Source organism: Bradyrhizobium sp. STM 3809, from assembly GCF_000239795.1.
Classification (GTDB): domain Bacteria; phylum Pseudomonadota; class Alphaproteobacteria; order Rhizobiales; family Xanthobacteraceae; genus Bradyrhizobium.
Window position 1 is genome coordinate 16,581 of sequence record NZ_CAFJ01000170.1, and the last position, 19,421, is coordinate 36,001.

The 19,421-nt window shown below is 67.5% G+C and carries 14 protein-coding genes; 5 read left to right on the forward strand and 9 right to left on the reverse strand.

Features of this window, described 5'->3' with window-relative positions:
* The first annotated feature begins 97 nt into the window (after positions 1-97).
* The 3 genes from BRAS3809_RS09295 to BRAS3809_RS09305 all read left to right on the forward strand — a co-directional run bounded on the left by BRAS3809_RS09295 (position 98) and on the right by BRAS3809_RS09305 (position 5,969).
* On the forward strand, positions 98-1,594 hold the full coding sequence (locus tag BRAS3809_RS09295; RefSeq protein WP_008961831.1) for a sigma-54-dependent transcriptional regulator: 1,497 nt from the start codon (positions 98-100) through the stop codon (positions 1,592-1,594).
* A gap of 322 nt (positions 1,595-1,916) precedes the next feature.
* The gene (locus BRAS3809_RS09300; protein WP_035655841.1) at positions 1,917-4,052 is read left to right on the forward strand and encodes a L,D-transpeptidase scaffold domain-containing protein; all 2,136 of its coding nucleotides are present in this window, start codon (positions 1,917-1,919) and stop codon (positions 4,050-4,052) included.
* A 327-nt stretch (positions 4,053-4,379) separates the two neighbouring features.
* Complete coding sequence (locus BRAS3809_RS09305; RefSeq protein ID WP_008961834.1) at positions 4,380-5,969, forward strand: peptidoglycan L,D-endopeptidase MepK; 1,590 nt, start codon at positions 4,380-4,382, stop codon at positions 5,967-5,969.
* A 98-nt stretch (positions 5,970-6,067) separates the two neighbouring features.
* Here the strand turns inward: BRAS3809_RS09305 and BRAS3809_RS09310 are convergent, their stop codons facing one another.
* Together BRAS3809_RS09310 and BRAS3809_RS09315 are read right to left on the reverse strand one after the other, a co-directional pair.
* Complete coding sequence (locus tag BRAS3809_RS09310) at positions 6,068-6,343, reverse strand: DUF2312 domain-containing protein (RefSeq protein WP_008961835.1); 276 nt, start codon at positions 6,341-6,343, stop codon at positions 6,068-6,070.
* A 238-nt stretch (positions 6,344-6,581) separates the two neighbouring features.
* Positions 6,582-6,884, reverse strand: coding sequence for a DUF1244 domain-containing protein (locus tag BRAS3809_RS09315; protein WP_035655842.1), 303 nt, complete (start codon positions 6,882-6,884; stop codon positions 6,582-6,584).
* 194 nt (positions 6,885-7,078) lie between these two features.
* On the opposite strand from BRAS3809_RS09315, the gene BRAS3809_RS09320 reads away from it, so the two are divergent.
* Together BRAS3809_RS09320 and pyk are read left to right on the forward strand one after the other, a co-directional pair.
* The gene (locus BRAS3809_RS09320; protein ID WP_035655845.1) at positions 7,079-7,672 is read left to right on the forward strand and encodes a DUF1036 domain-containing protein; all 594 of its coding nucleotides are present in this window, start codon (positions 7,079-7,081) and stop codon (positions 7,670-7,672) included.
* Positions 7,669-9,105 (forward strand): pyruvate kinase, encoded by a 1,437-nt coding sequence (pyk, locus tag BRAS3809_RS09325; RefSeq protein WP_008961838.1) that lies wholly within the window; start codon positions 7,669-7,671, stop codon positions 9,103-9,105. Before BRAS3809_RS09320 ends, pyk begins: the two co-directional genes overlap by 4 nt.
* Positions 9,106-9,111: 6 nt before the next feature.
* Here the strand turns inward: pyk and BRAS3809_RS09330 are convergent, their stop codons facing one another.
* The 7 genes from BRAS3809_RS09330 to ybgF all read right to left on the reverse strand — a co-directional run.
* Positions 9,112-10,725 (reverse strand): glycosyltransferase family 87 protein, encoded by a 1,614-nt coding sequence (locus tag BRAS3809_RS09330; protein ID WP_052523393.1) that lies wholly within the window; start codon positions 10,723-10,725, stop codon positions 9,112-9,114.
* A 99-nt stretch (positions 10,726-10,824) separates the two neighbouring features.
* Positions 10,825-11,499, reverse strand: coding sequence for a TetR/AcrR family transcriptional regulator (locus BRAS3809_RS09335; RefSeq protein ID WP_008961840.1), 675 nt, complete (start codon positions 11,497-11,499; stop codon positions 10,825-10,827).
* 153 nt (positions 11,500-11,652) lie between these two features.
* Positions 11,653-12,903 carry a glycosyltransferase family 87 protein gene (locus BRAS3809_RS09340; protein ID WP_008961841.1) on the reverse strand — a complete coding sequence of 417 codons (1,251 nt, stop codon included), beginning with the start codon at positions 12,901-12,903 and terminating at the stop codon, positions 11,653-11,655.
* Between the two features lie 98 nt (positions 12,904-13,001).
* On the reverse strand, positions 13,002-15,470 hold the full coding sequence (locus BRAS3809_RS09345; protein WP_240535633.1) for an autotransporter outer membrane beta-barrel domain-containing protein: 2,469 nt from the start codon (positions 15,468-15,470) through the stop codon (positions 13,002-13,004).
* A 192-nt stretch (positions 15,471-15,662) separates the two neighbouring features.
* The gene (gene ftsH, locus BRAS3809_RS09350) at positions 15,663-17,585 is read right to left on the reverse strand and encodes an ATP-dependent zinc metalloprotease FtsH (RefSeq protein WP_008961843.1); all 1,923 of its coding nucleotides are present in this window, start codon (positions 17,583-17,585) and stop codon (positions 15,663-15,665) included.
* A 235-nt stretch (positions 17,586-17,820) separates the two neighbouring features.
* Positions 17,821-18,909 carry a tRNA lysidine(34) synthetase TilS gene (gene tilS / locus BRAS3809_RS09355; protein ID WP_008961844.1) on the reverse strand — a complete coding sequence of 363 codons (1,089 nt, stop codon included), beginning with the start codon at positions 18,907-18,909 and terminating at the stop codon, positions 17,821-17,823.
* A gap of 73 nt (positions 18,910-18,982) precedes the next feature.
* Positions 18,983-19,421: tol-pal system protein YbgF (gene ybgF / locus BRAS3809_RS09360; RefSeq protein WP_035655848.1), on the reverse strand; the 439-nt coding region annotated here is incomplete at its 5' end.

Here is a 19,421-nt window from a genome sequence, read left to right on the forward strand (position 1 = left end):
ACGTTTATCCCGATCAGCGAGGTTTAAGGTTGCGTTAATCGGCGTCGGCGAGAGTGCCCCGATTCGAGACAGATAGTCGTAGCGTGCAAGGAAAGCCATGGCCGCCAGCATTTTGATCGCCGATGATGATCCGGTCCAGCGCCGGCTGGTGGAGAACATGGTGCAGAAATGCGGCTACGAGGCGGTCGTCGTCGAGACCGGCGACGCCGTCATCGAGAAGCTCACCAATCCGGACGCGAGCCCGGTCGACGCGATCGTGCTCGACCTGGTGATGCCCGGACTCGACGGCATGGGCGTCCTTTCCAAAATGCGCGAGGCGGGAATCTCGATTCCCGTGATCGTTCAGACCGCCCATGGCGGCATCGACAATGTGGTCTCGGCGATGCGTGCCGGCGCGCAGGATTTCGTCGTCAAGCCGGTCGGTATCGAGCGGCTGCAAGTGTCCTTGCGTAATGCGCTGAATACCTCCGCGCTGAAGGGTGAGTTGCAGCGCATCCGGCACAGCCGCGAGGGCCGGCTGACCTTCACCGACATCATCACCCGCGCCGAGGCGATGGCGCCGATCCTGCGCATTGCCGAGAAGGCCGCAGCCTCGTCCATTCCCGTGCTGATCGAGGGCGAATCCGGCGTCGGCAAGGAGCTGTTCGCCCGCGCCATCCACGGCACCAGCGAGCGCAAGACCAAGCCGTTCGTGGCGGTGAATTGCGGCGCGATCCCGGACAATCTGGTGGAATCGATCCTGTTCGGCCACGAGAAGGGCGCATTCACCGGCGCGACCGACCGCCACACCGGCAAGTTCGTCGAGGCCCATGGCGGCACGCTGTTCCTCGACGAGGTTTCGGAGCTGCCCCTCACCGCTCAGGTCAAGCTGCTGCGCGCCTTGCAGGAGGGCGCCGTCGAGGCGGTCGGCGGCCGCAAGCCGGTCAAGGTCGACGTCCGCATCATCTCGGCGACCAACCGCCGCCTGCTCGACCGCGTCAAAGAAGGCCATTTCCGCGAAGACCTGTTCTATCGGCTGCACGTGCTGCCGCTGACGATCCCGCCGCTGCGCGCGCGCCGCGAGGACATCCCGCATCTGCTGCGGCATTTCCTCGCGCGGTTCGCGGCCGAGGAGAATCGCCCCGTCTCCGGCATCAGCGGCGACGCGGTGGCCTATCTGACCAGGCTCGACTGGCCCGGGAACATCCGCCAGCTGGAGAATGCGGTCTATCGGGCCGTCGTCATGAGCGAGACCGACCAGCTCGGCGTCAACGATTTCCCGTTGATCCCGACGCACGCGCCGCCGGTCGAGCCGGCGCCCCCCTTGATGGTGGAACGTCCCGCGCACGCCGCGCTGCCGGCCATGGTGCCGGGTAGTGAAGTACCCATCGCGCCCCTGCCCTCGCATGGCAGCCTGGCGATGCTGACCGCCGGCGGCGAGGTCCGTCCCCTCGAGGAGATGGAGCACGAGATCATCCGGTTCGCCATCGCCCATTATCGCGGCCAGATGTCGGAGGTCGCGCGGCGTCTCAAAATCGGACGCTCGACGCTCTACCGCAAGCTCGACGAGGCCAATGGCGAGACGCCGTCGACCGAATCGCCGCCGCTCGGATGATGCGTCGCCGTCCGAAAATCGCCGCAAGCCTGCGCAACAACGGAACCTCTGAACCGTTGCCTTGCGGTGACAGACAAAGGAAAAAACGCGTGGCACAAACGCACGATCGGTTTGGCCGGGGTTTCCCAAGAGTCAGTTTGTCGTGAGTTGTCCCGTGTGGCGCTGGCCGCAGAAGTGGGGCTTGAGTATCGTTTGGGCGCGATTCATTGCGACCATGCGTGACCCATTCTCACGGGCAGTGCTCGAGCCGAAGCTGGCGGGCAGAGATCGACCTTGTTTCCGACCCTGTTCCTGACGGGACAGATCATCCGAGGGATTGACGATGCGAGATTGTGTGACGACCCGTGGCGGATATGACCGCGTGCTGATGGCTGTCGCGGCAACTTTCCTCGCGGTGTCCACGACCTCCGCCTTCGCTCAGAACGATCCGCCCCGCAACAGCGCTGCCGAACTCGCAATCGACGCCGCCATCCCGTTCCCCGAGCCGGCCAATGTGCCGCCGCCGACCGCCAGCGACTTCAAGCTCGACACGACGGCCACCGTTCCACCGAGCCAGGCCAAGGCCCCCGAGCCGGCGAAGCCGCTCGACGCCGCCGCCTCTCCGGCAACCGAACCGGCCAAGGCCGCAGCGACTCCGCCGGCAGCCGCTCCGGCCACTGCAGCCGCTCCCGCCACCGCAACGGCTCCCGAGCCTGCGAAGGACCCGGTCAAGGCAGCGAGCAGCGTTCCCGCCGCCGACCAGCCGGTGGCTGATCGCCTGCGCGACCTGATGGCCACCAAGGCAACCAAGTATTTCGACCGCAAGGCCGAGCGCGCCGCCGTCGAGAAATTCTATACCGGCCGTGACTACGCGCCGATCTGGACCCAAAGCGGCAATCTCACGGCCGCCGCCAAGGGCGTGATCGCGCGCCTGAAGGACGCGGCGGCTGACGGCCTCAACCCCGCCGACTATCCGGTGCCGGACTTCGCCGCGGCTGGATCCGCCCCGGACGCGCTGGCCGAGGCCGACCTCAAGCTCACCGAGAGCATGATGGACTATGCGCGCCAGGCGCAGAGCGGCCGCATGCATTGGTCGCAGGTGTCGGCCGACATCCAGTATCCCGAGCATCCGGTCGATCCGAACGAGGTGCTGGCCAACGTCACCGGCGCCAAGGACGCCTCCGCGGCGCTGGAGGGCTACAACCCGCCGCACAAGCTCTACAAGCTGCTGAAGGCCAAGCTTGCCGAGTTGCGCGGCGACCGCGATGGCGCGCCTGTCATCATCGAGGACGGCGAGCCGCTGAAATACACCCCGGCCCGCGGCAAGAACGCGCCGGAAGCCGAAGCGCAGATGTCCGACCCGCGCGTGCCGAAGCTGCGTGCCAAGCTCGGCCTCACCGAGAACCTCGACGACATCCGCTACGACGCCAAGGTCGCCGCCGCCGTTCGCAAGTTCCAGGACAGTGTCGACCTCAAGCCGACCGGCGTGCTCGACGACCGCACCGTCAAGGCGCTCAACACGCCCAAGCGCGACAAGCAGATCGACACCATCATCGTCAACATGGAGCGCTGGCGCTGGCTGCCGCGCGATCTTGGCGCGCCGGCGATCGGCGATGCCTATGTGATCCTCAACATCCCCGACTATACGCTCAAGGTCATGCAGCACGGCGCGCAGGTGTGGACCACCCGCGTCGTGACCGGCAAGCCCGGCCAGCACGCGACGCCGCTGCTCAGCGAGACGATGAAGTTCATCACCGTCAATCCGACCTGGAACGTGCCGCCGTCGATCATCTACAACGAATATCTTCCGGCGCTGCAGCAGGATCCGACCGTGCTCGACCGCATGGGCCTGCGGCTGGAGCGCGCCCGCGACGGGTCGATCCACATTTCGCAGCCGCCGGGCGAGGCCAACGCGCTCGGCCGCATCCGTTTCAACTTCCCGAACAAGTTCCTGGTCTATCAGCACGACACGCCGGACAAGAACCTCTTCGCGAAGGAAGACCGCGCCTTCAGCCATGGCTGCATGCGGGTGCAGTATCCGGACCAGTACGCGTCGGTGCTGCTCAACCTCACCATGCCGGGTGAGCGCTATACCCCTGAGCGCATCCGCAGCATGTACGGCTCCAGCGAAATCGACCTGAAATTCCCGACCCCGATCCCGGTCAACATCACCTACCAGACCGCGTTCGTCGACGATGCCGGCAAGCTGCAATTCCGCAAGGACGTCTATGGCCGCGACGCGACCATGATCGCGATCCTCAAGAACAGCCGCGGCAAGGATCTCGAGAACGTCGTCGCTCACGCCCAGCCGAGCTATTCGCGTCCGAAGGGACCGCTGCCGAACTCGGTCAATGTCAGCGACAACAGCTTCTCATCCGGCCCGTCGGGTCCGAACTTCTTCGAACGTCTGTTCGGTGGCGGTCAGCCGACCCCGCCGGCGCCGGTCGGCCGTCCGCCGCGCCGGGTGTTCACGCGCTGACCGTCCAACCTCAGCCGCACCAAAATCTGGTTTGAAATCAAAGGCCTCGCCGATCGGCGGGGCCTTTGCTTTAGGTTAACCACAACGATCAACCAAGATTCGATGGCTCTTTTTCGCCACACTCAAGAGTATATGTTAAGGGTAATTGGGGGGCGGGTCGGTCAGTATCCCTTAACCATCCCGCCTTAGGTAAGCGTTTCCTCTCTCTTCCGCCGGACGGGCCGCAAGAGGGTATCTGAGTAAACGCTCGTCGACGGGGTGGGCTGCATCTTGCTGTCTGTTTTCGCGCGCCAATCGCGTTCGCTGCCCAGAACGGCATGGAACGCCATGTGCCGCACCGGCCTCGCATCGCTGGTGCTCTTGATCGGAGCGGGGACCATCCGCGACGCCGAAGCTCTCAACGACACCCGCACACTCTCATTCCATCACACCCACTCCGGCGAAGACCTCACCGTCACCTTCAAGCGCGAAGGCCGCTACGACGAGGACGCGCTGAAGAAGCTGAACCATTTCCTGCGCGACTGGCGCACCCAGGACGAGACGGTCATGGACCGCCGCCTGTTCGACATCCTCTGGGAGGTCTATCGCGACGTCGACGGCAAGCAGCCGATCCAGATCATCTCGTCGTACCGCTCCCCCGCCACCAATTCGATGCTGCGCCGGCGCTCGGCGTATTCCGGGGTAGCCCGTCACAGCCAGCACATGCTCGGCCATGCGATGGACTTCTACATCCCAGGCGTCCCGCTGGAGCAGCTCCGCTACGCCGGCCTGCGCCTGCAGCGCGGCGGCGTCGGGTTCTATCCGACCTCCGGCTCGCCCTTCGTGCATCTCGACACCGGCAACATCCGCCACTGGCCGCGCATGACCGCCGATCAGCTCGCGCGCGTCTTCCCGGACGGCAAGACCGTCCACGTCCCGAGCAATGGCGTGCCGCTGAAGGGCTACGAGCTCGCCAAGGCCGAGATCGAGAAGCGCGGCTCGGGCGACGACGCGTCGTCGGGCGGCTCCAACCTGCTTGCGCGGCTGTTCCGTGGCCGACCGAGCGAGGATGACGACGAGGCCGCCGACAGCGAGGCCAAGACCGACTCCAAGGCTGACGCCAAGCCGGTCCAGACGGCTGCGCTCAGCGCGAAGACGGCTGACAAGCCATCCGACAAGGACCGCTCGGCCGACAACAAACCGGCGACGGCCCGCGGCAAGATCGCCAACGCCCTGCAGCTGGCCTCGGCGGATGCGCAGGTGGCGCAGCAGCCGGCGGTTGCCAAGCCGGACGCGAACACCGAGACGACCAGCACGACCAATGCAACCGCGCGGGACGGCGCGCCGCAGAGCGTCGCCGACATCATCAATGCGCGAGGGTTCTGGGGTGACAATCCGGCGACGCCGAAGCAGGCCACGCCCGAGCAGGTCGCCGCGATCACCGCGCGCCGGGCGCTGTCGGCGATCGACCAGCCGCAGAATGCGAGCCTGATGCAGGCCATGGCGTTCGCGCCGGCGCCCGCGGCCGATCGCGGCAGTGCCGCCACGGCGCCGATCCAGGTTCGCAATTCGCGTTCGGCGGCGACGCGCTCCGCAACGCCGGCAGACGCCAGCGCCAATGTCAGCTCCAAGGGCAATCAGAGCCAGGACGGCCTGATCACGATGGCGACGCGGATATCGTCTGCCAAGGGACCCGATTCGACCTGGATGCGGGCGATCATGCTGACGCCGAGCGCTTCGTCATCGATGTCCGTCACGAAGCTGGGCGACCCTGACCTGACGGTCATGCGCAGCTACTTCGTCAAGCCGCAGACGACCCTGGCGATGACCTTCGCCGCCGATCCTACGCCGGGACTGAGCTACGATCAGTTCTCCGGCCCGGCGATCATCAAGCTCGAGACCAAATCGTTCACGATGCGCGCCGCCGCCCTGCGCTGAGGGCGCCACGCGGTCGCAACCGTCGATGCCCCGCGATCGGCTCGCGGGGACATGCCGTGACGTCTGATGATGTTCCGATGCCGGCGCGCAAGACGCGCTCAGATCATGCCGAGCGCCTGCATGTAGGTCTCGAGGATGCTCTCCTCCTCCTGGCGCTCGTTCGGGTCCTGCTTGCGCAGCCGGATGATCGTGCGCAGCGCCTTGACGTCGAAGCCGTTGCCCTTGCTCTCGGCGTAGACGTCCTTGATGTCCTCGGAGATCGCCTTCTTCTCCTCCTCCAGCCGCTCGATGCGCTCGATGATCGACTTGAGCTGATCGACGGCGAAGCGGGTCGCGGGCGAGTCGTCGTCCTTCGCGGCGGCGGAGGTGGCCATCTGTTACTCCTGAGTGGAACTCGTCTGTCCAATGAAGGCGCCACCAGGGCGCCGCGTGTTCGCCGCGACCCTCAAATCTGGCGTGCCCTGCGTCAAGGCGGCATCGCCCTCATCCACAGAGCGCCCACATGTTGTTGGGCTCCGCGGGGCCCCAGGCAACATCATGGGCCGTGCCGCTTGCGTTTTGTGCCTGTCCCGGACAGCCGCGCGATTCGCGGATCGCGCGGTTGGTCCGGGCTCAATGCCCGGGATGCACTTTCTTCATGGCGTCGAGCTGCTCGGCGCTGGCTTCGCGCTGGTGCTTTGCCTTCCATTCCTCGTAGGGCATGCCGTAGACCGCCTCGCGGCTTTCGTCCTTGGTCATCGGCGCGCCCTTGGCGTCGGCGGCATCCTTGAGCCAGTTGGAAAGGCAGTTGCGGCAGAAGCCGGCGAGATTCATCAGATCGATGTTCTGAACGTCGGTTCGCGTGCGCAGATGCTCGACGAGCCTGCGGAAGGCGGCCGCTTCGAGCTCGGTCCGGGTGGTGCTGTCCATCGTCATCGCTTTCGTTCCCTGTTCCGCGCGGTCGCGGATGTCTGCTATAGATGCGCCGTCGTCGCAGGTTTGGCCATATCGCAGCACCGTCATCGGGGGCGAAACGCGCGATCGCATCTTGCTTCGCCACGAATTCGCCTTGCCGTTGACAGCCGCAGCCAAGTCGCGACATCGTCCAACGATTGATATAGCGTCGCGCAATGATCCCCAAAACCTCCTGCATCATGCATCGCATTCCCCGCCGCCCCGGTTTCGGACTGCTTTCGCTGCTTGGGCTGGCCGCGCTCTGTCTCTCCTCCAGCCCCGCCGCCGCCGACTTCCGCCTCTGCAACAACACCTCGAGCCGGGTCGGGATCGCCCTCGGCTACAAGGACGCGGAGGGATGGACCACCGAGGGCTGGTGGAATGTCTCGTCTCGCAGCTGCGAGACGCTGCTGAAGGGCACGCTGGTCGCCCGCTACTATTACATCTACGCCCTCGACTATGACCGCGGCGGCGAATGGTCGGGGCAGGCCTTCATGTGCTCCCGCGACAAGGAGTTCACCATCAAGGGCACCGACAATTGCCTGGCGCGCGGCTTCGACCGCACCGGCTTCTTCGAGGTCGACACCGGCGACCAGCGCGCCTGGACGGTGCAACTGACCGAGGCCAATGAGCAGCCGGCGCAACAGCGGGTGCCCGGCATTCCCGGCACGCTGGGGCCTGGCAACGTGCCTGGCCTGCCGAACGGTCCTCAGGCGTCGCCGCCTGCCGGGTCCGGCCTGCCGACGGGGCCGGCAGCGCCCAAGCCATGAGACGCCTGCGCCGCATCAAGATCCTCGCCACGCTCGGTCCCGCCTCCTCGGACAGCGCGATGATTCGCAAGCTGTTCGAGGCCGGGGCGGACATCTTCCGCATCAACATGAGCCACACCCCGCACGACAAGCTGCGGGAGCTGGTGGCCACGATCCGCAGCGTCGAAGCGAGCTACAACAGGCCGATCGGCATCCTGGTCGATCTGCAGGGGCCGAAGCTGCGGCTCGGCACCTTCGCCGAAGGCCCCGTCCAGTTGAACAACGGCCAGAGCTTCGTGCTCGATTCCGACAAGACGCCGGGCGATGCGACGCGGGTCTACCTGCCGCATCCGGAGATCCTGGCGGCGCTGCAGCCCGGCCACGCGCTGCTGCTCGACGACGGCAAGGTGCGGCTGATCGCCGAGGAGACCTCGCCGACGCGCGCCGTCACCCGCGTCGTGATCGGCGGCAGGATGTCCGACCGCAAAGGCGTCAGCCTGCCGGACACCGATCTGCCGGTGTCGGCAATGACGCCGAAGGACCGCTCCGATCTGGAAGCGGCGCTGAACATCGGCATCGACTGGATCGCGCTGTCCTTCGTGCAGCGCGCCGACGACGTGCTCGAGGCCAAGAAGATCATCCGCGGCCGCGCCGCGGTGATGTCCAAGATCGAGAAGCCGCAGGCGATCGAGCGGCTCAACGACATCGTCGACGTCTCCGACGCGCTGATGGTGGCGCGCGGCGATCTCGGCGTCGAGCTGCCGCTTGAGCGCGTCCCCGGCCTGCAGAAGCAGATGACGCGGCTGGCGCGCCGCGCCGGCAAGCCGGTGGTGGTTGCCACACAGATGCTGGAATCGATGATCCAGTCGCCGGTGCCGACGCGCGCCGAGGTCTCCGACGTCGCGACCGCCGTCTATGAGGGCGCCGATGCGATCATGCTGTCGGCGGAGTCGGCGGCCGGCAAGTTTCCGGTCGAGGCGGTCTCGACCATGAACCGGATCGGCGAAGAGGTCGAGCGCGACATCGTCTATCGCTCGGTGATCGCCGCGCAGCGGCCCGAGCCGGAATCGACCGCCGGCGATGCCATCGCCGAAGCCGCGCGCCGCATCGCGGAGAATCTCGATCTGCCCGCGATCATCTGCTGGACGTCGTCCGGCTCGACCGCGGTCCGCGTCGCGCGCGAGCGGCCGAAGCCGCCGGTGGTCGCGATCACGCCGAACCTGGCGACCGGACGCCGCCTCGCGGTGGTGTGGGGCGTGCATTGCGTCGTCGCCGAGGACGCCCGCGACCAGGACGACATGGTCGAGCGCGCCGGCTCGATCGCGTTCCGCGACGGCTTCGTCCGCGCCGGCCAGCGCGTCATCGTCGTCGCCGGCGTGCCGCTCGGCACACCCGGCACCACCAACATGGTGCGCATCGCCTATGTCGGGCCATCCAGCGAGGCCCATCTCTGACAGGGACTAGTCGGCGCTGCTGCCCGACTTGAGCGTTGCGGTCGAAGCCGCAGGCGGCGCCGCGGATATCACCGGACAAGCCATGACGTCGGTGCCGTCGGCGCCCGGAATGCGCTCGCAGCGGCGCGCGCTGTCGATCTTGAGATCGTAGTCGGCGAGCACGTCGAGCCGCGGCGGATTGTCCGCCGGGCTCTCCGCATAATACAGCGCCCACACGCCGCCCGGCAGCGGATCGGCCAGGCCGCCGCGGACGCGGCGGTCGAGCACGCCGCCCGGCACCAGCGGGACCACCAGCTCAGACAACTGATAGACGCGCGAGCCCTCGGGCAGGACCGATGCGACATAGCCGAGCGGCTTCTGCAGCAGCAGGATTGTCGCCGGCTGCCGCAAGGCGTCGGCGAGTTGCGGCCGGTACGGATCCGACCAGGGGCGTCGCATCCAGTCCGTCGGCTGCGAGGCGAGCGCTATGGCCAGCGCAGCGACGACCACCGCCGGCCTGCTGCGCACCGAGGCCTGCCCCGCCACGGGCTCGCGCCAGGCGTCAATCAGACGGATGAGCAGCAGCACGATCAGCGGCGCCGCCAGCAATTCGAGCGGCATCAGATAGCGCTGGATCGAGAATGCAAGCAGCCAAAGCACATAGCTGATCCAGAAGAAGATCATCAGGCGCCGGTCGCGCAGCCCGAGCACCTCGCGCCGTTGCCATAGGCCGGTGAGGAACACGGCGATCAGCAGCACGATGCTCACGGCAAAGCGCGGATCGCGGAACGGCCATTCCGACGACGGATGCTTGCCGACCACCCAGTCAAACGGATACGCGAGCGCGTCGGCGAGGCTCCGCGGCATGAAGCGCGTGTCGACGATCGACACCAGCGGCGCCTCTGGCGAGCGGAAGATCGTGTTGTAGAACGGATAGAGCGGACTGCCGAAATCGCGCAGCATCTTCAGCGCCCACGGCCCGGCCGTGACAAGGCCGCCGAGCGCGCTGGCGGCGCCGAATATGACGACGGCCCGCAACGGCCTTGCCATCAGCAGCAGCGACACGCCGGCGGCGATCAGGAACGTCGCATTGGTCAGCTTCAACCCGGTCGCTGCCCCGAACATCAGGCCGGCCGCGAGCAGATGCCGCGGCCGCGCGTCGTTGTCCTCGTGGCTGAACAGCAGGGCGAGACCGGCGAGGATCGGGATCGTCGTGAGAATGTCCGCGAAGCTGGTGCCGACCTCGGACAAGGCCATCGGACTGAGCGCGGCAATGAGGAGCGCCGCAGCCAGCGTGGACGCATGGGCCGCGCGCCTGAGCAGCACGCGCGTCAGCCAGAACACCACGGCGAGGTTCAACCCATGCAGCGCGCCGAGCGCCATGCCCCACCACGGCGCGGGAAGGCCATGCCGGACCACATAGGGCAGCAGATAGATCAGCGGATTGAGGAAACTCTGGAAGCCGCCCGGCGCAACATCGACATCGAAGCGGCCGGCCAGCAGCGCGAAGCCGGCATAGTCGTGGTAGTTCTGCCAGTCCCAGTTGATGTCCTCGCCCGCGACATAGGCGTAGACGGCGCCCGCGATGGCCGATCCGGCGATCACGAGCGGCGCGGCCGGATGATTGCGTGCACTGGACATCGGTTGCGGAAGCGCCTGGACCTGCGAGCCGCGGCGGCCGTCCCGGCGCCGCACCCGACCATGGCGGCGAGGCATGAATCCTTACTTAAGCGGCCCGGGCTAGGCGCCCACGAGGCTCTTCACCGGCAGCACGGCCTGCACGACGAGGCCACGCGCCCGGGCGTCCATCACGCCGACCGCGCGCAGCGCCAGCAGGGTGACGGCCTGCACGGTGTCGCGCAGCTTGGCGGGATCACCGAGATTGTCGGTCGCCAGCGGTCCGACCAGCGCCTCGTGCAGCGCGCCGAGCAGCGCCGTCGCGGCGAGCTGGGTGTCCTGCGCCGGCAGATGGCCGGCGCGGACGGCCGCGTCGATCCGCGAGGCGATCTCGCCGACGATCTCGCGACGGCTGGCGATACGCGAGGCGGTGACGTCGACGTCCACCGGCTCGGCCAGGATGCCCCAGGCAAGCTTGCGCTGGGAGAGCACATGGACGGCGACGGTCGAGACGGCGGCGGCGAGCGCCGAGGACGGGCCCGGCGCCGCGTCGGCGGCCCGTCGGACCGCGGCCAGCTCGTCGCGGGAGACCTCGGCGATCAGCTCGGAGATCAGGTCCGCCTTGGAGGGAAAATAGCGGTAGACGGTGCCGGCGGCGACATTGGCCCGGACCGCGACGGGGGCAATCTGAACGGCCGACATGCCGCCCTCGGCCGCGGCTTCGCGCGCGGCAGCCAGAATCGCGCTGCGGCGGGCCGCCAGCCGCTTCACGACCTGATGGGTTCGCCGATAGACCATGGCGCTTCTCGTCCCGGACGCGCCCGTCCAGGAATCCCGGCGAACGCTGGTTCAGTGTTTTTGGAGGGTCACCCTCGCAAATGGCTGAAAGAACTGAACACCTGTTCAAGCAAGAAGACAAGCGCAATCAAGGCTTGGCAGGCTTGCTGGGCATCAGGCGGTGGCGAGGGCCGCCGCCGTGCGGACGGGCTGCCGCCGCCACCAGGATCCGGCCCGGGCCAGCACCAGCCCGCCGACCACCAGATTGGCCGCCAGGCCGAGCGGAATCCCGGTCAGCATGAAGCTGATCTGCAGCGCCGCGACGCAGCCGAACGCGGGCAATTCGTAGCGGCGGAACCCGTCATGGAGGCCGATCCGCACCAGCCACGCCACGGCGATCGCCTGCACCATCATGTCGTACATGAACAGATAGGGCGTGGTCAGCAGCAGCCCGACCGCCAGCGCCGCCGCCTTGAGCGAATAGCGCACCGGGCTGCGCCACAAGGTGACCAGCACCACGGCGACCGCAGCCGTCAGCACCCATTGGAAGGTCCAGCCGAGCGCCTCCGAGCCGCCGAAATAGCGCACCAGCGAGAACAGGCTCTGCAGCTTCCACCACGTCGCCTTGCCCTCCGTCAGGAAGGCCTGCGAGAACATCGGCAGCCAATGCAGGAAGGCCTGCCAGCTCTCCAGGCCGAAGGCCATCCAGGAGCCGAGCGCCAGAACGATCGCGGTGACACTCGCAGCGGCGAAGGCCGTCCAGCGCTGCGTGGCGATCAGCAGGATCGGAAACAGCAGGCCATATTGCGGTTTGTAGGTGAGAAGCCCGAGGCAGATCCCGGCCAGCACCGGCCGCACCGGCAGCCAGTACAAGGTGCCGCCGACCAGCGCGGCCGTGAGACAGCCATTCTGCCCCACCAACGTGTTCGAGAACAGCGCTGGAAAGCCCGCGGCGAGCACCAGGCCGAAGCCGCGGCCGACGATGGCGCGCATGGCCAGCGCGAACGGAACGAAGCTCGCAGAGGCCCAGCCGGCGAAGGCGATCGTGTAGGGAAACTGCGCGAGGAAGGCTGCGACGAACAGGAACGGCGGCGGATAGTGCCAGGCGAAATAGCCCGGGAAATCCTGCCTCAAGAGATCGAGCTCGACCTGGCGCTGCACGTCCCAGTCCCAGGCCAGCGCCGGATGGCCCTGCAGCGCGAGCTTGCCCGCGGCCCAGACGTTGACGAAATCGGTGGGAATGCCGAGCCCGTCGGCGCCCCAGATCCAGATGCCCGACGACAGCCCTGCGGGAAAGAACGCGGCGTTGATGCAGGCGAGCGCGAAGCACACCGCGAACAGGCTCGCCGGGACGCCAGAACGCTGCAAAGGACGCTGCAAAAGGCGCTGCGATGGGATCGCGGCGGCAACAGGATTGTCGGCCATCTCAACCTCGCCCGCGCCGGCACCGGCGCAACGTCAGACAAGGCATAGGCGGCGAGGCTTGAAGAAGACTTAAGCGCGATCGGCCCGACCGCCGCGCCTCAGAAGGCGCGGCTGTAGCCGACCTGAAGGCCGTAGGTCAGCGTGTTCTGGCTGGCGGCATTGGCGCTGATCATCGCCGCCGATCCCGGCGCGAGCTGGTAGCGCAGGCCGGCCTGGCCCTCGACCCAGCTCCGGCTCAGGCGCGGACCGAGCCCCGTCATTCCGCAGAACGCGGTGAGCGGCGACGCGCCGCTGCAGTCGGCCGCGAGCAGCGAGCCCTGCACGACAGGCGCGTCGTTGCGGACATTGTTGGCCCAGGCGAGACCACCGAAGGCGGTGATCCGCTCCGTCAGCGTCCCGCGCAGCTGGGTGCCGACGCGCAAGGTGGTGGCCGCGACGTTGAACGCCGCGATGGAGGCCGGGAACGGACCGCCATTCTCGACGAAGCCGCCGACGCGCGCATTGACGTAGGACAGCTGCGCGTATGGCGTCACCGTGGCCTTCAGGCCGGGGACAGCGAACGCCCAGCCGATCCGCGCCATCGCGCCCGCCGAGCTGGCATGGGTCGCGCCTTGCGAGTTCGTCAGCGTCGTGCCGTTGAGATAGCCGCGGGTGAGCGTCAGGTCGGGATACAGCGAGGCCACGGCCATCGCCAGGAATTGCAATCCTGTGTCCGGTCGATGCGCGAAGTACGTTCCGAACGTCGCGCCGGGCGCGTCGAAGCGGCCGCCATAGGCAAGGCCATTGCGCAGGCCCGAGACGCCGATGCTGAAGCCGATCGAGGTCGACGGCGCGAGCGTGCGGGCCAGGCCGAACGTGCCCGACAGCTCGGTGCCGCTGGTGCCGTAGCCGGAGTTGCCGGCGACGAGGCCATAGGCGAAGCCGCACCATGGCGACGCGTCGCCGCCTGCCGTCCTGGCGCAACGATAGTAGTCCGCGGCGGTCGCGAGCGCGCCCATCGCGGCATCTGCGGCGATCACGCCCTGGTTGGCGATCACGCCGAGGCTCCCGAGCGAGCCCCGCTGCTCCAGCACGCTGGTGATGCCGCCGGAGGTCGGCGGAGAACTCGCCGACACCCGGTCCAGCTTGATGAGGAACAGGTCCTGGGTGCTGTCGGCATCGTTGCGGGTGCCGCTGCCGAGGATGAGAATCTGCGACGATGAGCTGGCCGCCGACACCGCGATCGCGGTCGCGTCGGTCAGCGTCACGTTGCTGGTGCCGACGCCGAGGCTGGCCAGGATCGAGGCCAGCGTGGCGCCCGAAGAGGACTGGCCGTCGGCCGAGACGGACCAGTAGACGGCCTGCGAGCACGACCCGCTGCTGCTCGCGGTGCAGGCATATTCGACGCGTCCGACGACGTTGTTGCCGGAGGCATCGACCGCATTGGCGACCGCGCCGATACGGCCGAGATTGTCGGCATCGCCCGGCGTCACCGTGGCGAGCTGCAAGGTGGAATGGGTGGCCCAATTGTCGGTCGTGCTCCAGCGCACCGCCTCGAAGTTCGAGGCCGAATTGCCGAGCCAGCCGACCGCGACGCTCGCGGTGGCGACGCTGCCGCTGCCGGCGTTCAGCGCCCGCGCCTCGCCATAGGCGTAAGTCGTAGAGCTGTTGTTCAGCGGCGTCATGCCGAGTTGGGTCATCGTGCCCGAGGCGAGCGTCCAGACGAACGGCTTCGGCTGCCAGATGCTGGCGTAGTCGCCGAAGCCGCTGATGTCCGACAGCAACAGGCCGGAGCCGCGCGCCAGGTTGACGTCGTTGGTGAAGGCATCGCGCGGGAACAGCCCGTACCAGCCGACGACGGTGCCGTTGTCGGCCACAGCCTTGCCGGAGCTTGCCGGCGAGTTGAGCGGATCCGGCGTGGCGCCGAGCAGCTGCACCGAATTCGTCGCCAGATTCCACACCGCCGCCTGCATCGTGCTGGCGCTGGTCGTGACCCGATGCGGCCAGGCCGAGTCGAACTGCAAGGTGCCGCTCCAGCCGGTCGCATAGCCGCCATTCGGGCTGATGCCGTAGGCCGCGCCGTCGGTGTCCGCGCCGTGCAGCGGCAGCTGCGTCGGCGTGACGCCGGCGAAAACGCCGGCCGTGGTGGCCTGCCAGATGTAGGGATAGATGTCGTAGTAGGTCTGGGTGCTGTCGGCGCCCAGCACCACCCCGACGACGGTCCGTCCGGCCGAATCGATGCCGGTCGCCGCACCGCTGGCGAAATTGTTGAGCCGCGCGGTGGGCAGCGCCAGTTCGGTCACACCACCGGAGTCGAGACCGGCGCCGCCGGGAGCCCAGACGATCGGCACCTCGACCGCATTCACCGAGATATAGGGCGTCTCGCAGACCTTGCCGGCGCTCCCCACCGCCAGGCCGGACGCACTCATCCCGCCGGAACGGACATAGCTCCCGAAGCAGCTGCTGCCGGTGGCGTAGGTCGCCTCGCCGAAACTGCTCGAGGTGAACGGCCCGGTGGTGGCCGTATCGAAGATGCCCTGCGCAGCTGCCTCACGACCGCCAAACGCGGCCAGACCGGCAAAGGACACTCTGAAAAACAGGCGCGCAGAGGAGCGCGCCGCACGCGAAATCGTCATCATCCGAATACCCAACCCTTGAGCATTCGTTAACAACGACAATGGGTTGCAGACAACGAAAAGCCCGGCTGCGAACCGGGCCTGTCGTCTCAATCTCTTGATGTTCCGTATCGGGAACGACGTTCCCGCCCGGACGCCCGCGCATCAGGCCTGCGGCTGCGGCTCCAGGCCGGGATCCGGATCGGGGCGCGGTCGCGGCTTGCCGGCCGGCGGCACGGCCGAGGCACGCGGCGTCGACGGCTCGATCGCGGACTCGCGGTTCGGCTTCTTGCCCTTGAGCAGGTCGAGGATTTCCTCGCCGGTCAGCGTCTCGTATTCGAGCAGCGCCTGGGCGATCGTCTCCCAATCCTCGCGCTTCTCGGTGATGATGCGCCGTGCCTCCTGCTCGCCGGCCTCGATCAGCCCGCGGATTTCGGAGTCGATGAGGCGGGCGGTGTCGTCCGAGATGTTGGTCGAGCGCGCCACCGAATGACCCAGGAACACCTCCTGCTCATTGCTCTGGTAGCGGACGCGGCCGAGCTTGTCGGACATGCCCCATTCCATCACCATCGCGCGGGCGAGGTTGGTCGCCTGCTGGATGTCGCCGGTGGCGCCGTTGGTGACCTTCTCAGGACCGAACTTCTGCACCTCGGCCTCGCGGCCGCCGAACATCATCGCGAGCTTGGAGACGCACCATTCGCGGGTGTGCGAGTGACGGTCGGCCTCGGGCAGCGACTGCACCATGCCCAGCGCACGACCGCGCGGGATGATGGTCGCCTTGTGGATCGGGTCGTGGCTCGGGACGTTGAGGCCGACGATTGCATGGCCCGCCTCATGATAGGCGGTCAGCATCTTCTCTTCCTCGGTCATCACCATCGAGCGGCGCTCGGCGCCCATCAGCACCTTGTCCTTGGCCTCCTCGAACTCGGCCTGCGTCACCATCCGCTTGTTGCGGCGGGCGGCGGTCAAGGCGGCCTCGTTGACGAGGTTCATCAGGTCGGCGCCGGAGAAGCCGGGGGTGCCCCGCGCGATGGTCTTGAGATTGACGTCCGGCGCCAGCGGCACCTTGCGGACATGGACCTTGAGGATTTGCTCGCGGCCGATAATGTCCGGATTCGACACGACGACCTGCCGGTCGAAGCGGCCCGGACGCATCAGGGCGGGATCAAGCACGTCGGGACGGTTGGTGGCGGCGATCAGGATCACGCCCTCATTGGCCTCGAAGCCGTCCATCTCGACCAGCAGCTGGTTGAGGGTCTGCTCGCGCTCGTCATTGCCGCCGCCGAGACCGGCGCCGCGGTGGCGGCCGACGGCGTCGATTTCGTCGATGAAGATGATGCAGGGCGCGTTCTTCTTGGCCTGCTCGAACATGTCGCGGACGCGGCTGGCGCCGACGCCGACGAACATCTCGACGAAATCAGAACCGGAGATGGTGAAGAACGGCACGTTGGCTTCGCCGGCGACGGCGCGCGCGATCAGCGTCTTGCCGGTGCCGGGAGGGCCGACCAGCAGCACGCCGCGCGGAATCCGGCCGCCAAGCCGCTGGAATTTGCCGGGATCGCGCAGGAATTCGACGATCTCCTGCAGGTCCTGCTTGGCCTCGTCGACGCCGGCCACGTCCTCGAAGGTTACGCGGCCATGCGCTTCCGTCAGCATTTTCGCCCGCGACTTGCCGAAGCCCATCGCCTTGCCGGCGCCGCCCTGCATCTGCCGCGACAGGAAGATCCAGACGCCGATCAGCGCGATGAAGGGCAGCCAGGAGACCAGCAGCGACACGAACCACGGCACGTTGTCGCCCGGCGGCTTCGCGGTGATCGAGACCTTCGCATCGTACAGGCGCTTCACGAGGTTCGGATCGCTCGGCGCGTAGGTCTGGAAGGACGTGCCGTTCTTGAAGGTGCCGTGAATTTCCGGCCCCTGGATCACGACATCGCGAACGTTGCCCTGATCGACCTCGCTCAGGAGCTGCGAGAACGTGATGTCTTGCGAGGACGCGCGTTGGCCCGGATTTTGGAAGAGCGTGAACAGCGCCAATAGCAACAGGACAATAATGACCCAAAGGGCGAAATTGCGCAGATTGGCGTTCATCGATTTTCCTTCGTGGTCGCGCGGATCGCGGCCGTCTGTCCTCGGACTCATCCCTGGGTAGCCACGAGGGAATCCCCCGGTCGACCGTCTCGTAATCTAGGTACCACTCGCAGCAATGCCAAGGGAACCAGACAGGACTATTTAACGCATCCTAGCCCGATTCCCGCTCAAAAAAAGGCGCGGGAAAAGCGCCGCCCATGCAGGTGGTTAAGCGTCCGCGAAAGCTGCCTTCGCCTCAACTCCGACGCGGTCGCCGGGGCGGCGCCGGGGTGATGCGAATGGCCCCGCGCGACATGCTTACCAGCGCACCAGCCAGGGTTTGTTTTAGCCTGCCGGAGCCAGACGTACCACCGTCTCCGATCCCCGCAAGAGTCCGGTCCAGGCGATCGAGCAGCGCTTCCGCCTTGCCGAGTTCCACCGGGCCTTCGGTTCCAATCCGGCTGATGGCGCGGATCAGCAGCCGGAGCCTGATTTCCGCTGGCAGTGCGACAAAGGTGCGCGCCTGAAACGTCAGGCCTTGATCTGCGCCTGCCGAGCCCCCGCCCTCGCACAAGGCGAGATATTGTTCGGCGCCGTCCGCCATCAGCTCGAGAGCGGCATTGGCCCGCGCGAGGCGGCTCGCCAGCGTCGCCAGGGTCCGCGCATCCCCCCCCTCGGCGGCGAGCGCCGGCATCAAGGCGCGCAGCCGCGGCCGCGTATAGGCCGGATCGCGATTGGTCGGATCATCCGCAAAGCCGATCGCGGCCGAGCGAAGCGTCGCGATGAGTCGGGCTTTCGACACGTGCAGCAGCGGACGCGCCAGCAGCAGCTCGCCTCGCGCGCTCACCGGCGCCATGGCCGTGAGCCCGACGATGCCGCTGCCGCGCAGCAGGCGCATCAGCACGGTCTCGGCCTGGTCGTCGCGGGTGTGGGCAGTGAGGACATGGCTGGCGCCGGCCTGCCGTGCAGCCCGCCCGAGCAGACGATATCTGGCCAGGCGCGCCGCTTCGGGAATCCCGGTCGCCGGCTTCGGGTCGCTCCACCGCAGCGCCCGGTGCGTGACGTCGAGCTGCCGCGCGGCCTGCTTCACCATCTGCGCTTCGCGGCGGGCCTCCGGCCGCAGGCCATGATCCACCGTGACCGCAACCAGCCGTGGTCCCTCCCGCAGCGCCCCGCGCCAGCGGGCGGCCAGCCATAGCAGCGCCATCGAATCAGGGCCGCCGGACACGGCGAGCACCAGCGCAGGCGCAGAGGCCAGCGGCGCGAACAGCTGCTCTGCCTCGGCCGCGCTGATCGGACGGCCGTCGTCGGATGCGTGAGCCTGCGCGGTCTCGTTGGCTGCCATGACGGCACAGTCTAGTCGTCAGGCGACACAACACCAAACCGAAGCCTTCGCCTCCGACGAAGGCCGCCCGGGGTCAGCACTTCACGCGCTTCTGCTCCTTGTCGACGGCCGTCTTCACGCCGACCGAGGCACGCGGATATTTGCGCGTCACCTCGCCGAACGCGGCGCAGGCCGCCTCCTTCTCCTTCAGCGCCGCCAGCGACTGGCCGAGGCGCAGCAACGCGTCGGCCGCCTTCGACGATTTGTCGTGCTTGGTCGTCACCGTGAGGAAGATCTCGGCGGCGTCGCGATATTGCTGGCGCTGGTACAGGCTCTCGCCGAGCCAGTATTGCGCGTCGCCGATCATCGGATCGTTCGGATATTTCTGGGTGAAGTTGCGCATCGTCTGCTCGGCCAGCGCGTAGTCGCGGCGCTGCATGTAGCCGATGCCGAGATCGTATTCGTCGCGCGGCGTCTGCCGCGGCGGCGCGGTCTCGAGCCCGCCGGCACCGGCGCGACGGCGACGGAGGCGC

Bases quoted from the DNA above. Each gene is read 5' to 3' on its own strand.
- BRAS3809_RS09295 (WP_008961831.1), top strand. From the start codon at position 98: ATGGCCGCCAGCATTTTGATCGCCGATGATGATCCGGTCCAGCGCCGG.
- BRAS3809_RS09300 (WP_035655841.1), top strand. From the start codon at position 1,917: ATGCGAGATTGTGTGACGACCCGTGGCGGATATGACCGCGTGCTGATG.
- BRAS3809_RS09305 (WP_008961834.1), top strand. From the start codon at position 4,380: ATGTGCCGCACCGGCCTCGCATCGCTGGTGCTCTTGATCGGAGCGGGG.
- BRAS3809_RS09310 (WP_008961835.1), bottom strand. From the start codon at position 6,343: ATGGCCACCTCCGCCGCCGCGAAGGACGACGACTCGCCCGCGACCCGC.
- BRAS3809_RS09315 (WP_035655842.1), bottom strand. From the start codon at position 6,884: ATGACGATGGACAGCACCACCCGGACCGAGCTCGAAGCGGCCGCCTTC.
- BRAS3809_RS09320 (WP_035655845.1), top strand. From the start codon at position 7,079: ATGATCCCCAAAACCTCCTGCATCATGCATCGCATTCCCCGCCGCCCC.
- pyk (WP_008961838.1), top strand. From the start codon at position 7,669: ATGAGACGCCTGCGCCGCATCAAGATCCTCGCCACGCTCGGTCCCGCC.
- BRAS3809_RS09330 (WP_052523393.1), bottom strand. From the start codon at position 10,725: ATGTCCAGTGCACGCAATCATCCGGCCGCGCCGCTCGTGATCGCCGGA.
- BRAS3809_RS09335 (WP_008961840.1), bottom strand. From the start codon at position 11,499: ATGGTCTATCGGCGAACCCATCAGGTCGTGAAGCGGCTGGCGGCCCGC.
- BRAS3809_RS09340 (WP_008961841.1), bottom strand. From the start codon at position 12,903: ATGGCCGACAATCCTGTTGCCGCCGCGATCCCATCGCAGCGCCTTTTG.
- ftsH (WP_008961843.1), bottom strand. From the start codon at position 17,585: ATGAACGCCAATCTGCGCAATTTCGCCCTTTGGGTCATTATTGTCCTG.
- tilS (WP_008961844.1), bottom strand. From the start codon at position 18,909: ATGGCAGCCAACGAGACCGCGCAGGCTCACGCATCCGACGACGGCCGT.